This window comes from Curtobacterium sp. AC273, from assembly GCF_979253735.1.
This window is the reverse complement of the sequence record NZ_CEEDDU010000006.1, coordinates 365,666-379,983: the sequence shown is the minus strand read 5'-3', so window position 1 is coordinate 379,983 and position 14,318 is coordinate 365,666. Positions and strand designations below refer to the sequence as shown.

At 72.1% G+C, this 14,318-nt stretch carries 15 protein-coding genes and 3 pseudogenes; 12 read left to right on the top strand and 6 right to left on the bottom strand.

What is annotated here, in order from left to right; translation table 11 throughout:
- Positions 1–93: 93 nt before the first annotated feature.
- Together ACZ8AI_RS12285 and ACZ8AI_RS12280 are read left to right on the top strand one after the other, a co-directional pair.
- Positions 94–702: a TetR/AcrR family transcriptional regulator gene (locus ACZ8AI_RS12285; RefSeq protein WP_464858440.1), complete on the top strand. Its 609-nt coding sequence runs from the start codon at positions 94–96 to the stop codon at positions 700–702.
- Between the two features lie 103 nt (positions 703–805).
- Positions 806–1,378, top strand: coding sequence for a DoxX family protein (locus ACZ8AI_RS12280; protein WP_464858439.1), 573 nt, complete (start codon positions 806–808; stop codon positions 1,376–1,378).
- Positions 1,379–1,503: 125 nt separating this feature from the next.
- Here ACZ8AI_RS12280 and ACZ8AI_RS12275 read toward each other — a convergent pair whose 3' ends face one another.
- The 6 genes from ACZ8AI_RS12275 to ACZ8AI_RS12250 form a co-directional block, all read right to left on the bottom strand.
- Complete coding sequence (locus ACZ8AI_RS12275; RefSeq protein WP_464858438.1) at positions 1,504–3,060, bottom strand: Na+/H+ antiporter; 1,557 nt, start codon at positions 3,058–3,060, stop codon at positions 1,504–1,506.
- A gap of 283 nt (positions 3,061–3,343) precedes the next feature.
- Positions 3,344–4,912, bottom strand: a complete 1,569-nt coding sequence (locus ACZ8AI_RS12270) for a helix-turn-helix domain-containing protein (protein WP_175477458.1) — start codon at positions 4,910–4,912, stop codon at positions 3,344–3,346.
- Between the two features lie 119 nt (positions 4,913–5,031).
- Entirely contained in the window at positions 5,032–5,805 is a 774-nt protein-coding gene (locus ACZ8AI_RS12265; RefSeq protein WP_464858436.1) for an anti-sigma factor domain-containing protein, read from the bottom strand.
- A complete protein-coding gene (locus ACZ8AI_RS12260; protein ID WP_464858435.1) occupies positions 5,802–6,347 on the bottom strand; it encodes an RNA polymerase sigma factor in 546 nt (181 codons plus the stop codon). Before ACZ8AI_RS12260 ends, ACZ8AI_RS12265 begins: the two co-directional genes overlap by 4 nt.
- An 86-nt stretch (positions 6,348–6,433) precedes the next feature.
- Complete coding sequence (locus ACZ8AI_RS12255) at positions 6,434–7,108, bottom strand: class F sortase (protein ID WP_464858434.1); 675 nt, start codon at positions 7,106–7,108, stop codon at positions 6,434–6,436.
- A 15-nt stretch (positions 7,109–7,123) separates the two neighbouring features.
- Complete coding sequence (locus tag ACZ8AI_RS12250) at positions 7,124–7,951, bottom strand: DUF4397 domain-containing protein (protein WP_464858433.1); 828 nt, start codon at positions 7,949–7,951, stop codon at positions 7,124–7,126.
- 223 nt (positions 7,952–8,174) lie between these two features.
- Here ACZ8AI_RS12250 and ACZ8AI_RS12245 point away from each other — a divergent pair.
- The 10 genes and pseudogenes from ACZ8AI_RS12245 to ACZ8AI_RS12200 all read left to right on the top strand — a co-directional run.
- Positions 8,175–8,288, top strand: a pseudogene (locus tag ACZ8AI_RS12245) (flagellar FlbD family protein); the annotation flags it as partial.
- Between the two features lie 168 nt (positions 8,289–8,456).
- Entirely contained in the window at positions 8,457–9,281 is an 825-nt protein-coding gene (locus ACZ8AI_RS12240; RefSeq protein WP_464858529.1) for a motility protein A, read from the top strand.
- A gap of 2 nt (positions 9,282–9,283) precedes the next feature.
- Entirely contained in the window at positions 9,284–10,213 is a 930-nt protein-coding gene (locus tag ACZ8AI_RS12235; protein ID WP_071291449.1) for an OmpA/MotB family protein, read from the top strand.
- Between the two features lie 69 nt (positions 10,214–10,282).
- Positions 10,283–10,519 (top strand): annotated as a pseudogene (locus tag ACZ8AI_RS12230) (hypothetical protein); the annotation flags it as partial.
- Between the two features lie 91 nt (positions 10,520–10,610).
- Positions 10,611–11,192, top strand: coding sequence for a FliM/FliN family flagellar motor switch protein (locus ACZ8AI_RS12225; protein WP_464858431.1), 582 nt, complete (start codon positions 10,611–10,613; stop codon positions 11,190–11,192).
- Entirely contained in the window at positions 11,189–11,899 is a 711-nt protein-coding gene (gene fliN, locus ACZ8AI_RS12220; protein ID WP_464858430.1) for a flagellar motor switch protein FliN, read from the top strand. Before ACZ8AI_RS12225 ends, fliN begins: the two co-directional genes overlap by 4 nt.
- Before the next feature lie 8 nt (positions 11,900–11,907).
- The gene (locus ACZ8AI_RS12215; RefSeq protein WP_071291451.1) at positions 11,908–12,441 is read left to right on the top strand and encodes a FliO/MopB family protein; all 534 of its coding nucleotides are present in this window, start codon (positions 11,908–11,910) and stop codon (positions 12,439–12,441) included.
- A gap of 68 nt (positions 12,442–12,509) precedes the next feature.
- Positions 12,510–13,260: pseudogene (fliP, locus tag ACZ8AI_RS12210) on the top strand (flagellar type III secretion system pore protein FliP).
- A gap of 24 nt (positions 13,261–13,284) precedes the next feature.
- Entirely contained in the window at positions 13,285–13,560 is a 276-nt protein-coding gene (gene fliQ / locus ACZ8AI_RS12205) for a flagellar biosynthesis protein FliQ (protein ID WP_464858429.1), read from the top strand.
- Positions 13,560–14,318, top strand: coding sequence for a flagellar biosynthetic protein FliR (locus ACZ8AI_RS12200; RefSeq protein WP_464858428.1), 759 nt, complete (start codon positions 13,560–13,562; stop codon positions 14,316–14,318). Before fliQ ends, ACZ8AI_RS12200 begins: the two co-directional genes overlap by 1 nt.

The window sequence follows — 14,318 nt, the reverse complement described above, 5'->3', positions numbered from 1 at the left end:
CGACGACCTGTGCGGGGCGGGAAGTCCGCCCCGGTAATCGAGTCTACGGGCCTGTAATGAATACACCTCCGTGGATTCACCTATCCTGGTGCGATGACGACCCGGGCCTACACCTCGCAGCGCCGCGCCGAGGGCGCAGCACGGACACGGGCGGACATCCTGCGGAGTGCTCGCGCGCTCTTCTCGGCCCACGGGTACGCCGGCGCCACCGTGCCGCGGATCGCGGCCGACGCCGGGGTCTCGGTCGCCACGGTGTACTCGGCGATCGGCGGGAAGGTGCAGCTGTTCATCGCGTTGTTCGACGACGCGGCCGGTGACCCCGCCGTCGACGAAGCGATGCGGACGGTCGCTCGGGCGACGACGACCGAGGAGGTCGTCCGGGCGATCGGCCACGGCACGCGGCTCGTGTCCGAGCGTCACCGGTGGATGCTGACCGAGATGGACGACAACGCCGGGGTCGATCCCCTCATCGCCCGCCGGCTCGCCGACGCCCAGCAGGAGCTCCGACAGCGCCTCGAAGGAGCCGCCCGCCGCGTCCGAGAACTCGACGGCACCGGTGCCGGGCCGCTCGACCAGGTGACCACCACCCTGCTGTTCTTCTTCGGCGTCGCCGCCTGGCGGACCCTCCGCGACTCGGACTGGACCTGGGACGACGCGGAACGGTGGCTGGTGCTGCAGGCCGGTCGAGCGCTGAAGCCGTGACGTGACGAGCGCCGCGCGTCGACGAGCCACGGCGTAGCGTCGGCGACACCGTGCTCACCGCGACCGACGGGTGGTCGCGCCACGGACGATCGAGAGGACGCACATGCGCTCACGCACCAGCACCAGCACCAGCACCAGCACCGCAGCCGTCACCGCCACGACCCTGCTCCGCGTCGCACTGGGCGCCGTGCTCGTCTCGCACGGCTCCCAGAAGCTCTTCGGCGCGTTCGGTGGCGGCGGCATCGAGGGCACCGCACAGGGCATGCACGCGATGGGCTTCCGTCCCGCTCGCCGGAACGCCGTCCTCGCGGGTATCGGCGAGGCAGGCTCGGGCGCCGCGCTGGCCCTCGGCCTGGCCACGCCGATCGCCGGGGCCGGTGCGGCGACGACCATGGGGGTCGCCTCGAGCGTGCACACCCCGAACGGGTTCTTCAACGCGGACGGCGGCCTCGAGCTGCCGGCCTTCCTCGGGTTCTCCGCTGCGATGTTCGCGCTCGGTGGCCCTGGTCCGGTGTCCCTCGACCACGCCACGCGGCACGTGTTCGACCGGCCGTGGCTGCGGGTCGTCGCCCTGGCAGCGGTCCCGGTCGCGATCGCGGTCCAGGTGTCGCAGCGGCGGAAGGCGCTCGCCTCCGACGCCGCCGCCCCCGCGGACGCCACGCCCGACGACGCGTAGCGGCGCCACGCCCGCGGACGCCACCCCGAAGACGCGCAACGGCGCCGCCCCCGCGGACGCCAACCCGAAGACGCGCAACGGCGCCACGCCCGCGGCCGACGGAGCGGTCACGCGCCGGGCACGGCTCAGACCGGCGTCGACCCGTCCAAGCGCGCCTCTTCCGCGTCGTACCCCGCGCGCACCTGCCGCAGCACCAGGTCGTCGATCTCGTCGGCGTCCCGCAGCCGCAGCAGCGTGGCGGCCTTGTGCTGGACGAGCGCGAGTTCGAGGGCGACCGCGTTGTCGTGCCGCTGCAGCGCCGGGTGGTCGTCGTCGTCCTCCTCGCGGGCCTGGATGACGTCGAGGTGTGCCTCGTAGTCCTTCCGCACCCGCTCGACGGTGGCCTGGTCGGCACCGGTCGACCGCGCCAGCCGGGGGAGGGCGTCGAGCGCCTCCTGGATCGCGGTCCGTTCGGCGTACCGACGTTCTTCACCGACGGACTCGTCCTCGGGCAGCGCGGCGTACCGCAGCACGGCCGGCAGCACGAGTGCCTGGCCGACGATCGTCACCACGACGACGCCGGCGGTGACGAAGACGATCAGGTCGCGGTCCGGGAACGCGGCGCCGGACTCCAGCGTGCGCGGCACGGCGACCGCCATCGCGAGCGAGACCGCTCCGCGGAACCCGGCGAAGCCGCTCACGAGCCGGTCGCGGTGGCCCTCTCGCGGGGCACCACCGGTCCGCCGGGTGACGACCCAGATCGTGCCCCCGGCGGCGTTCAGGAACGCGAACCGCACGAGCACGAGCGCGACGGCCACCGCGGCGATGATCCCGGTGGCGCGCACGAGTTCGGACGTGTCGAGGGCACGCGCCGCGACCATCGCCTCGATGCCGACGAGGACGAACAGGGACCCGTTCAGCAGGAACGTCAGGAAGGACCAGAACGCCCGGACCTGCTGCCGGGTCTCAGCGCGGTCGAGCTTCGGCGCGACCTGGCTCACCACGATCCCGGCCGCGACGACCGCGAGCACCCCGGACGCGCCGATGGCCTCGGCGGCGAGGAACGCGGCGAAGGGCACGAGCAGGGTCACCATGTTCTCGAGCACCACGGTGTCGACCCGACGGAGGACGAGCGTACCGAGCCACGCCGCCGCGAGCCCGGCCGCGACCCCGCCGAGGTAGGACAGCACGAGCATGCCGGACACGTTCCAGAAGGTGAGTTCCTGCGTGCCGACGGTCACCGCGACGGCGATCCCGTAGACGACGAGCGTGGTGCCGTCGTTGACCAGGCTCTCGGCACGCAGCACGGTGACGTTCCGCCTCGGGAGCATCTTGGTGAGCACGCCGACCGCGGTCGCGTCGGTCGGGGCCACCGCGGCACCGAGCACCCAGGCCGGCCCCCACGGCAGTCCGAGCAGGTGGAGCAGCACCGCGACCGCACCGGCGGTGACCACGACGAGCAGGGTCCCCATCAGGACGATGCCGCGCAGGTTCTTGCGGATCTCCCGCAGCGACGTCGTCAGGCTCTCCCAGTACAGCAGCGCCGGCAGGAACAGCAGCAGGACGGCGTCGGCGGGCAGCTGCACGTGCGTGAACTGCGGCACGAGCGCCAGTCCGGCTCCGAACACCAGGAGCAGCACGGGCGGCGCGACCCGGATACGGTCGGCGATCCCCGCCGTCACCGCGATGGCGAGGCCGAGCACGACCACCAGTTCAGGTCCCAGCACACGCACTCCTCGTTCGACCGACACTCCAGTCAACGCGCCGTGCGCTGTGCGCGCGCACCCGGCCGCGTCCTGCGGACCGGACAGGGGCCAGAGACGGTACCGACGGCGGCCTGGAGGCGCGGGGCGGGCCGGCACCGCGCCTCCCGGCCGTCAGGTGGTCACCCGCCCCCGCAACACGCAACGACGGCGGTTGCTCGCAGCGCTGTAGCACTGCGAGCAACCGCCGAGGTTGCGTTTCGCGGAACGGACGAGCCGAGCCTCAGTCGTGGAAGGTCTCGATGGAGGCGCCGAGCGAGTTGAGGCGCTCCTGCAGCTGCTCGTAGCCGCGGGCGATGATGCCCACGTTGCGGAGGACGCTCTCGCCCTTCGCCGCGAGCATCGCGAGCAGGATGACGACCGCGGGCCGGAGGGCCGGCGGGCAGCTGACCTCGGCGCCGGAGAAGTGCGTCGGACCGGTCACGTCGAGGCGGTGCGGGTCGCGGAGCGTGACGCTCGCGCCGAGTCGGGTGAGGTCGAGCAGGTGGATCGCCCGGCCCTCGTAGACCCAGTCGTGCACGAGCGTGGTGCCCTCGGCCATCGCGGCGATGACGACGAAGAACGGCAGGTTGTCGATGTTCAGGCCCGGGAACGGCATTGCGTGGATCTTGTCGATCGGGGCGTGCAGCTCGGACGGGTGCACCGTGATGTCGACCAGGCGGGTGCGGCGGTTGGCGGCGGGGTACTCCTCGGACACGTCGAAGCGCAGGCCCATCTCGGCGAGGGTCGCGAGCTCGATCTCGAGGAACTCGATCGGCGCGCGCGTGACCGTGAGCGTCGACGCGGTGACGATGCCCGCGGTCAGCAGGCTCATCGCCTCGACCGGGTCCTCGCTCGGCCAGTAGTCCACGACCTCGTCGATGCGGCTCTTGCCGGTGATGCGGAGCGTGGTCGTGCCGATGCCCTCGATGCGCACCCCGAGCAGCTCGAGGAAGAAGCAGAGGTCCTGCACCATGTAGTTGGGGCTGGCGTTCCGGATGATCGTCTCGCCGTCGCGGGCGGCCGCGGCGAGGATCGCGTTCTCGGTCACGGTGTCGCCGCGCTCGGTGAGGACGACGGACTTCGTCGGGACGGCGGTGTTCGCCACGCCGACCTCGTACCAGCCGGACGTCGCCTCGACGTCGACGCCGAACGGGCGCAGGGCGATGAGGTGCGGCTCGACAGTGCGCGTGCCGAGGTCGCAGCCGCCGGCGTAGGGCAGGCGGAAGGACTCGTACCGGCCGCTCAGCGGGCCGAGGAACATGAGGACGCTGCGGGTGCGTCGGGCGGCGTCGGCGTCGATGGCGTCGAGGCGGAGATCGGCGGGGGCGACGATCTCGAGGGTCTCGCCGTCCTCCGACCAGGTGACGGTCGCGCCGAGGCTGCGGAGCACATCGATGATGCGGTCGACCTCGACGATCCGCGCGACGCGGTGCAGACGGGTGACGCCGCGGTTGAGGAGCGAGGCGCAGAGGAGCGCCACTGCGGCGTTCTTGCTCGAGTTCACGGCGATGGAGCCGCTGAGCTTCCGGCCGCCCTGCACGCGGAGGTGCGCCCGCTGGGGTGCGCCGCCGATCGAGACGATCTGCTGGTCGAGGGCGTCGCTGATGCGGGTGAGCATCTCGAGCGACAGGTTCTGCCCGCCCTGCTCGATGCGGTTGATCGCGCTCTGGCTGGTGCCGACCCGTTCGGCGAGTTGCGCCTGGGTCATGCTGCGTCCCTTGCGGGCGCCACGGATGAGGGCCCCGACCTCGCGGAGGGGTGCCGTCGTGGCGGTGACGGCGGGACTGACGACGGTGGTGGTGTCGGACATGGCGTCACGCTAACACGCTGGTGAGATAAAGCAGCAGCGCGGAACGCCCGGTTCACGCGTTTTTCCAGGTTGAATACGTCGTATCTGAGAATTCGGGGGACGCGATGGGTCCGCCAGGGTCAAGACGGCGACAGGGTCCCGCGCACGATCGAGTCACCGGAGTGCGTCGGGTCGCCGTCGTCCGCCTCGGCCGACACGTCGACGACCGGGAAGGCCGCGGTGTCCATCGCCGCGGGCACCGTGAAGCGGCCGCGGTCGCCGTCGAGGAAGCCGACGCTCACCAGGCCCTTGAGGTCGGCGCGCATCATCCAGACCTCGCGGAGACCCCCGGCGTCCTGTTCGTCGCGCGCACCGCGCAGGTCGACGACGAGGGTGGTCCGGCCGTCGCGGTCGCGTTCGAGTTCGGCGGTCCCGCTGGAGCCCTTCCAGGACGGCAGGGCGTCGAGTTCGGCGCTGGCCAGGACGGTCTCGGAGCCGCCGCGGGGAAGTCCGGGCACGACGCCGGCGACGACGCCGATGCCGATGAGGACCGCCAGGACCCCGACGCCGGAGAGCACGACGGCGAGCACGCGACGACGGTTGCGCGCGCGGCGGCGGTGGGGCGCGGTGTCCGCGCGCGGCTCGGTCCGCGCCGCCGGACGCTGCGTGTCGACGGTGTCCGCGGGTGCGCGCTCGGCGTCGGCGATCTCCGCCGCGATCCGGTCCCACACCCGCTCCGGCGGCGCGGTCAGTCCGACGTCCGCCGACGACCGGGTCACCGCCGCGACGCGTTGCAGCGCCGCGACCTCGTCTCGGCACAGCTGGCAGGACGCCAGGTGCTCGGCGACGTCGTTGTCCGCCACCTCGTCGGAGACCGCGAGCATCGCCAGCGTCTCGTCGTCGACGTGCTTCATTCGATCACCTCCAAGCGTGTTCGGAGCCGAGCCAGACTTCGGTGGATGTGACTCTTGACGGTGCCGAGTGGCAGGTCGAGCCGTTCGGCGATCTCACGATGGCTGAGGTCGTCGTAGAACGCCAGTCGCATGACGCGTCGCGGGACCTCGCCGAGCCGGTCGAGCTCCCCGGCGACGAGCGCCCGCTCGGCGAGGTCGAACGTCGGTTCCGGCGCCGCCGTCGTCTCCTCGACGACGTCCGGGTCGGCCGCGCTGGCGTGTCGGCGGCGCTCGGTCAGGGCATCGGCGATGCAGTTCCGGGTGATGCCGACCAGCCACGCGCCGAGTGGGGCGCGCGACGGGTCGTAGCTGGCGCTCCGCTGCCGGGCCTTCACGAACACCTGCTGGGTGACGTCCTCGGCGGCGCTCGGGTCGGCCAGCGCCCGCAGTGCGAGCGAGTACACGAGCGACGACCACCGGTCGTACACCGCGCGGAGCGCGTGCTCGCTCCCGGCGCTGAACGCGTCGGAGAGTTCGCCGTCGTCCGGGAGGGTGGTCGTCACGTCGTCCTGTCGCTGCTGTGGTCCTCGTCGACCACACGCTGATCGGTACGGCTCGGTCCGGCGTGTCGCCCATGGTCCCGGTCTCCTCACGCCGGGTCGGCGGTGATCACGAGGTTGCTCTCGTAGTGGCGGGTGGTCGTGTCGAACGCGCCGCCGCAGGTCACGAGCACCAGCTGACGCGGCCCGTGGTCGCGGAAGACCGAGGCCCAGGGCAGCCCCTGCTTCTCGAGCATGCTGACCGAGGTGATCCGCCACCGCGTCGCGGCGCCCGCAGCGTCGGTGAGGGTCACGGTCGTGCCGTCGGGGACGTCCTGCAGGTGGGCGAACGGTCCGGTGCCGTAGCCGACCGCGTCGACGTGCGCGGCGATCACGACGGTGCCCTCGGGGGCGGACGGAGCAGCGCCGAGCCGGTACCAGCCGGCGACGGCCGGGTCCGGCGGCAACGCCATCGCGCCCGCGTCGTCGACACCCTCGGGCCGGACGGGGGCGGTGACCCCGGCCCAGTCCACGTCGATCCGTGTCGGGGCAGGGCGCTGCCGGACGGGCGGGAGCGTCGCCGCGGCCCGGGGCACCGCGGTGGAGAACGCCGACGGTGCCGGGGTCGGTGTCGCCGTCGGGGTGAGCGAGGGGGTGCCCGCCGGGGGGTGGGGGTCCCGGCCGGCGAGCACCCGGTCAGCACGGCGACGGCCAACGCGGCGACGACGAGCGTCGTCGCGGCGGACCGCACCGTCCGGGGCGTGTTCAGCGCCCCGAGTCCGCACGCTCGGCGGACGCCGTCACGTGGCGGCGGCGGAGCCGACGGCGCCGACGGCCACCGCTGCGGCGATCGCGGCCGCGGCGATCCCGGCTGCACCACCCGCGAGCGGCGCGGTGTTCGTCGCGACGAGTCCGGCGTTGCCCGCCGGGACGCCGTTCGGGGTGCCGCCCAGTCCCTCGATCGTCTGCGTGGCGAGGGCGAGGTTGCCGTCGTCGAGGCTGCCCCACGCGTAGACGACGGTGTCGGTGCCGGCCGTCACCGCGACGTCCGCCGGGCCGATCACCGGGTCGGTGGTGCCGGTCGCCGCGACCGAGGCCGAGACGGTGCCCGCCGGCAGCTCGAGCGCCTGCTCGTCCGGGTTCGCGAGGTTCGAGACCACGGCCTTGCCCCCGGCGAGGACGTCGACGGCCGGTGCGGCGGCGACGTGCCGGACGATCAGGCGGCCCTGACCGGCGGGGACCGCCGAGGTGTCGTTCGTGAACAGCGTGGCGGTCGGGGAGCCGTCCGTCTTGTCGTGGGCAACGGCGGTGTAGTTCGCCCCGCCGTCGAGCGTCACGTCGACCGGTCCGATGATCGGCTTCGACGCGTCCGCGGCGTCGGACGCCGTGATCGCGAGCTGGTGGGCACCGGCCGGAACCATCATCGGGCCGGCGAGCGAGCCGGGCTTGAAGTCGTCGAGGGCGCGCTTGCCGTCGAGGTACACGTCGACGGTGACGGCGGGCACGGCGTGCAGGACGGAGAGCGTCGCGTCGCCGGTGGCGGCGGTCGCAGCGGTCGCGGGCATCACGGCCGCAGCCGCGGCCAGCAGGACGCCGGCACTCAGGCCGGTGGCGAGGGTCTTGCGCATGGTTGGTCTCCTTCTCCCACGACGTCGTCGTCGACGTCGTACCCCCACTACCGGCCGGTGACCCCGATCGGATGCACCCCGACGCGACGGATTCCGGGCGCGGCACGACGGGCGGCTGCTAACGGCACCCGCCCGGCCGCCGATAGTCCTCCGTGCAGGCCCACGGACGGGCCGCATCCCGCCCCACGGACGGCGGCGGGACGATCGAGAACCAGGACGGGCCATGATCGTCGTCACACGACTCAACGGCAGCGGATTCGCTGTCAACCCGGACCTCGTGGAGCGCATCCAGGAGACGCCGGACACGACCCTCATCATGGTCGACGGCGCGAAGTACATCGTGCGCGAGTCCATGGCCGAGGTCATCGACCGGATCGCCGCGTACCGCGCCCGGATCGTCACCATGGCGTACGGCACCGAGCTGCCGAACACGCGGAACACCACCGGACCCCAGCCGACGCTCGCCGCGGTCGCACCGCTCCGTACGCAGGACGGGGTCGCTGAGATGGACATCGCGACGATCATCGGGATCCTGCTGGCGTTCGGTGCGCTCTTCGGCATGGTCGAGATGGAGCACGTCGAGCTCGCCGGCCTGTTCCTCCCCGCGCCGATGCTGCTCGTGTTCGGTGCCACCATCGGCTGCGGCATCGCGAGCACCACGCTGAAGGACGCGATCGCCAGCTTCAAGGCCGTGCCGAAGGCGTTCACCGGCAAGGTCACCCCGCCGCAGGCGGTCATCGACGACGTGGTCGGGCTCGCCGAGACGGCCCGTGCGAACGGGCTGCTCGCCCTCGAGCAGGAGGCCGACAAGCACGACGACCCGTTCATGAAGAAGGCGCTGCAGAACATCGCGGACGGCACCGACGGTGACGAGCTGCGGATCCTGCTCGAGGACGAGATCGAGTCGAACGCGGCACCGGTGCGGAGCGCGAGCGCGTTCTTCATGGGCCTCGGCGGGTTCGCCCCGACCGTCGGCATCATCGGCACCGTGGTGTCGCTGACCCACGTGCTCGCGAACCTCGGCAAGCCGGACGAGCTCGGGCCGCTCATCGCCAGCGCCTTCGTGGCGACGCTCTGGGGCCTCCTCACCGCGAACTTCATGTGGCTGCCGATCGGTGGCAAGCTCCGGAAGCTCGCGCAGCTCGAGGCCGACCGCCAGACGCTCCTGATGGAGGGGCTCCTCGCCGTGCAGGCCGGCAGCCAGCCGCGCCTCCTCGGTGAGCGCCTCACCGCGATGGTGCCGCCGTCCGCCCGCGGTGACGCCAAGGCCGGCAAGACCAAGGCCGGCAAGGGCGACGCCGGCGTCGACGACCAGCAGCTGGCGGCCTGACGATGAGCGCCAACCCCCGGGGCCGCGGTCGCGGTCGCGCGAAGAAGGGCCACGACGACGCCGAGCACCCCGACGAGCGGTGGATGGCGTCCTACATGGACATGATCACCGTGCTGATGTGCATGTTCCTCGTGCTCTTCGCGATGTCGACGGTCGACCAGCAGAAGTACATCCAGCTGAAGAACTCGCTCGCGACGGGCTTCGGCGAGGTGAAGTCGCAGAAGATCGACACCGCCTCGGGCACCGTGGTCACGAAGGACCAGGTGAAGGACGGCTCCGGCTACTCCGAGGACAAGTCGCAGGCGGACCACTCCACCGCCTCGTCCGGCGCGAAGGACACGAACGTCGACCCGGCGTCGACCGTCGTGCCGACGACCGCGACGAAGGCGGACGTCGCCGCGGCCCAGAAGGAGCTCGACGACCTGCAGGCCATCGAGGCGGCCATCAAGGGCAACCTGGCGAAGGCGGGACAGACCTCGAACGTGCAGTTCACGGTCGACGCCCGCGGCCTCACGGTGCGGCTGGTCGGCAGCGAGACCTACTTCACGACGAACAGCGCGGACCTGTCCGACCAGGCGAAGCGGATCATGGACGCGATCGCGCCGGTCCTCAGGACGAGCAGCCACGACGTCAGCGTGGAGGGCCACGCCGACCAGCGGAACTCGACCGCCCCGTACGCGACGAACTGGGAGCTCAGCTCCGCACGGGCGACGGGGGTCCTGCGCGACCTCGTCGAGCGGGGCGGGATGCCGGCGGAGCACATCCAGAGCGTCGGCTTCGGGTCGAGTCGTCCCCTCGCGAAGGGCGGCACCGACGCCGACCTCACCCTGAACCGCCGCGTCGACATCGTGGTCCTGTCGAACCAGGACCAGGACGTCAGTGCGCTCATGCCGGCGCTGGCGAAGGCGCAGGACGGAGCGAACCAGGGCTGACACCGCGGGCCGGCCGCCAGCCCGCCGCCGTCCGGCCCACCGCCCCAGAAGGGGGCACAGCACTGACGGGTGCCGCAGGGCGGACCGATAGACGCACCCGTGACCGAGACCCTGCCAGCGCCCGAGGTGTACGACTTCGCGCGCCCGTCGACGCTCGCCCGCGAGCACGCCCGGGTGCTCGAACTCGCCTTCGAGACCTTCGCGCGCCAGTGGGGCACCCAGCTGACCGCGAAGGTCCGCGCGGTGAGCCAGGTCACCTGCGAGCAGGTGCAGATGACGACGTACGACGAGTACGCCGCGTCACTGCCCGCGCTCACCGGCATGGTGCTGCTGCCGATCGCGGACGTGATCCCGAAGGGCGTGCTGCAAGGTCCCGCTCGACGCCGCGCTGACCTGGGTGTCGCACGCGCTCGGCGCCTCGAAGCCGCTGCCGACGCCCGACCGCACGTTCACGCCCATCGAGCAGGCGCTCGTCCGGCGCATCGTCGAGGACGCCCTCGACGACCTCCGCTACTCGTTCGGCGGCCTGCTCGCGCACGACGTCACGGCCGGCGGGTTCCAGTTCAACTCGCAGTTCGCCCAGGCCGCCCAGAAGGGCGACCTGATGATCGTCGCCTCGTTCACGATCCGGGTCGGTGACAGGGTCTCGCCGGGGACGCTCGCGCTGCCCGCCGACGCCGTGCTGCCGCAGCTCGGCGAGGCCGCCACCCACGTGTCGCCCGCCGACGCCCGCGCCCTGCTCGACGCGCAGCTCGCCGGGGTGCCGGTCGGCGTCAGCCTCCGCTTCGCGTCGGCGCCGGTGCTGCCCTCGCAGGTGCTCCGGCTCGCCGTCGGTGACCTCCTGCCGCTGCCGCACCCGCAGCACCGTCCCCTCACCATCACGGTCGACGGCGAACCCGTCGGCACGGCCGCGGTCGGCGCGAACGGCTCGCGCCTCGCCGGCATCGTCGTCACCACCACATCGGAGCCCAGCGCATGACCGTCACCACCACCCTCCACACGCAGGCGGCCGAGTCGCTCGTCGCGCAGCTCCCGACTGCGGCTCCGTTGAGTGCGGTGCTCCAGCCTGGAGGCGCGGCTCCCGTCGCCCTCGAAGCGGCCGGTGACGCGGTGGTCGCGTCGTTCGTCGGCGGCCTGTCGGCCGACCTGGTGCTCGTGCTCACCGACCTCGAGGCCGTCGCGGCCGCGGGCGGCACCGAGCACGGGATCGTCGACGTGACCGACGTCCTCCGTCCGTCGCTCGAGGCCGCCGCGGGCGTGCTCGGCGTCGGGGTCCTCGGTGACGCCCGCCGCGAGTCGGCGACAGCGCTCCTGGCCGACCCGGACACGGTGGTGTTCGAGCTCACGGCCGGCGGCGTCCCCGGCGGCTGGTTCGCCCTGCGCGTCCGCGAGAACGGCACCGTGTCGGCGCCCAGCGCGGCGGCGACCACGATCCCGACCGGCAACCTCGGCCGCATCAACAACGTCGAGATGACCCTGACGGTCGAGATCGGGCGCACCCGTATGTCCGTCCGCGACGTCCTCGGCATGGAACCAGGAGCGGTCGTCGAGCTGGACCGCAGCGCCGGTGCCCCCGCCGACGTGCTGCTCAACGGTCGGCTCATCGCGCACGGCGAGGTCGTCGTCGTCGACCAGGACTACGCGGTGCGCATCACGAAGATCCTCGACGTCGCCGAATCCCTCTGAGCCCGGCCGTGGACACGCTCGTCATCGCCCTCCGCGTCGCGCTCTCGCTCGGCGTCGTGCTCGCCCTCATGTGGGTGCTGCACCGACGCATGGCGAAGGGCCAGTTCGGCGCGGGCAAGGCCCGGGGTCGTCGTTCGGCCTCGGTCGAGGTCGTCGCCCGCCAGGGCATCGGCGGCAAGGCGAGCGTCGTCGTGGTCGACGTCGAGGGGGAGCGCCTCGTGCTCGGCGTCTCCGAGCACGGCGTGGCGCTGCTCACCAGCGGGCAGGCGCCCGCGCCGGAACTGACCATCGTGACGGGCCCCGTCCAGCTGCCGGTGCGTCCGACACCGTCGGCCGAGCAGTTCCGTCAGGAACTGGCACAGCAGACGGCAGCCGAGCCGCGCCTCCCGGCCGACGCGGCGGAGCCGCTGCCCATGCGCCCGCGGAACCGCCGCGCGCAGCGGACCGTCGTGCCGACCTCGGCGCAGCTGCAGGGCTCGATCCTGTCGGCCGAGACCTGGCGGCAGGCCGCAGCGGCGCTCCGGAACCGGCGGGCCGGGTGACCGCGGCGCGCACCGGACGCGTCCTCGCGCTCGTCCTGCTGGGGGTGACGGTCGTCGCCGGCTTCCTCATGCTCACCACGACCGGCGCCCACGCGGCGGGCGTCGATCCCGGCCGACCGCGCCGGCATCGCCGACGCCGCCCGCGAACGGTGACTTCAGCGTCAGCGTGAACGGCCCGGACGGCACGCCGTCGTCGGCGGTCGTGACCCTCATCGGCATCACGCTCCTCAGCGTCGCGCCGGCGCTCCTGCTCATGATGACGTCGTTCACGAAGATCTTCGTGGTGCTCGCGATGACCCGGAACGCGCTCGGGCTGCAGTCCATCCCGCCGAACCAGGTCATCGCCGGTCTCGCGCTGTTCCTGTCGCTGTTCGTGATGGCACCGGTGCTCGGGCACATCAACGACGACGCCCTGCAACCCTACCTCGCCGGCCACATCGACTTCGCGAAGGCCGTCGAGGTCGGCACTGAAGCCCCTGCGGACCTTCATGCTGCACCAGACGCGCGAGGAGGACGTCGCCCTCATCACCCGCGCCGCCGGACAGGGCAACCCGAAGACGATGGCCGACGTGCCGATGACGACGGTGATCCCGGCGTTCGTGATCTCCGAGCTGCGGAGCGCGTTCATCATCGGGTTCGTCATCTTCATCCCGTTCCTCGTCATCGACCTCGTCGTCTCCGCTGCGCTCATGTCGATGGGCATGATGATGCTCCCGCCGGTGATGATCTCGCTGCCGTTCAAGATCCTGCTGTTCGTCCTCGTGGACGAGGTGGGGCCTCATCATCAAGTCGCTCATCGAGAGCTACCACGTTGTCTAGCGCCGTCGTGTCAGGGGGACTCGCATGAACCAGCAGGCCGTCATCGACCTCGTGCTGCAGGCGCTCCTCGTCTCGGCGAAACTCGCAGCCCCCGTCCTCGTGACGTCGCTCGTCGTGGGCTTCGCGATCTCGCTCTTCCAGTCGGTCACGCAGATCCAGGAGGTCACGCTCTCGTTCGTCCCGAAGGCCGTCGCCGTCGCGATCGCCCTGGTCGTCTGCGGCAACTGGATGATCTCGGAGATGGTCGCGTTCACCCACGTCGCCTTCGACATGATTCCCAAGCTCCTCGGGTCCGGCTGATGGACCTCGTGATCAACGGCGACCGCCTCGAGGCGACGATGCTCGCCGGCGTCCGCCTCGTCGCGTTCTTCGTCATCGCGCCGCCGTTCTCGTACCGTGCGTTCCCCGGCACCGTGAAGGTGATCCTCGGCATCGGCCTGGCGATCGGCGTCGCCCCCAAGGTCGCCGAGGGGTACCACTCGCTCGACACGGGGCCGTTCCTGCTCGCCCTCGTCACGCAGCTCGTCGTCGGGCTCGCCCTCGGGTTCCTCGTGTTCCTGGTCTTCGCGGCCGTGCAGTCCGCCGGCGCCCTCATCGACCTGTTCGGCGGCTTCACCCTGGCGCAGGCGTTCGACCCGCAGTCGCAGGTGAACGGCGCGCAGTTCACCCGGCTGTTCCAGATGGCGTCGCTCGCGCTCCTGTTCGCCTCGGGCGGCTACCAGCTCATCGTCGGCGGACTCGTCCGGTCGTTCGACGCCGTGCCGCTCACCGGCACGTTCGAGCTCGGCGGGATGGCGTCGCTCCTCGTCACCGCGCTGTCGCAGATGTTCCTCGCCACGCTGCAGATCGCCGGACCCCTCGTCGTCGTGCTCTTCCTCGCCGACGTCGGCCTGAGCCTGCTCACCCGCGTCGCACCGGCCCTCAACGCCTTCCAGATGGGCTTCCCGATCAAGATCGGCCTGACCGTCGTCTTCGCCGGCGCACTCTTCATGGCCCTGCCGTCCGTCGTGTCGTCCCTGACCGGCGACGCGGTGGCCGCGATCACGGGACGGGGGTGA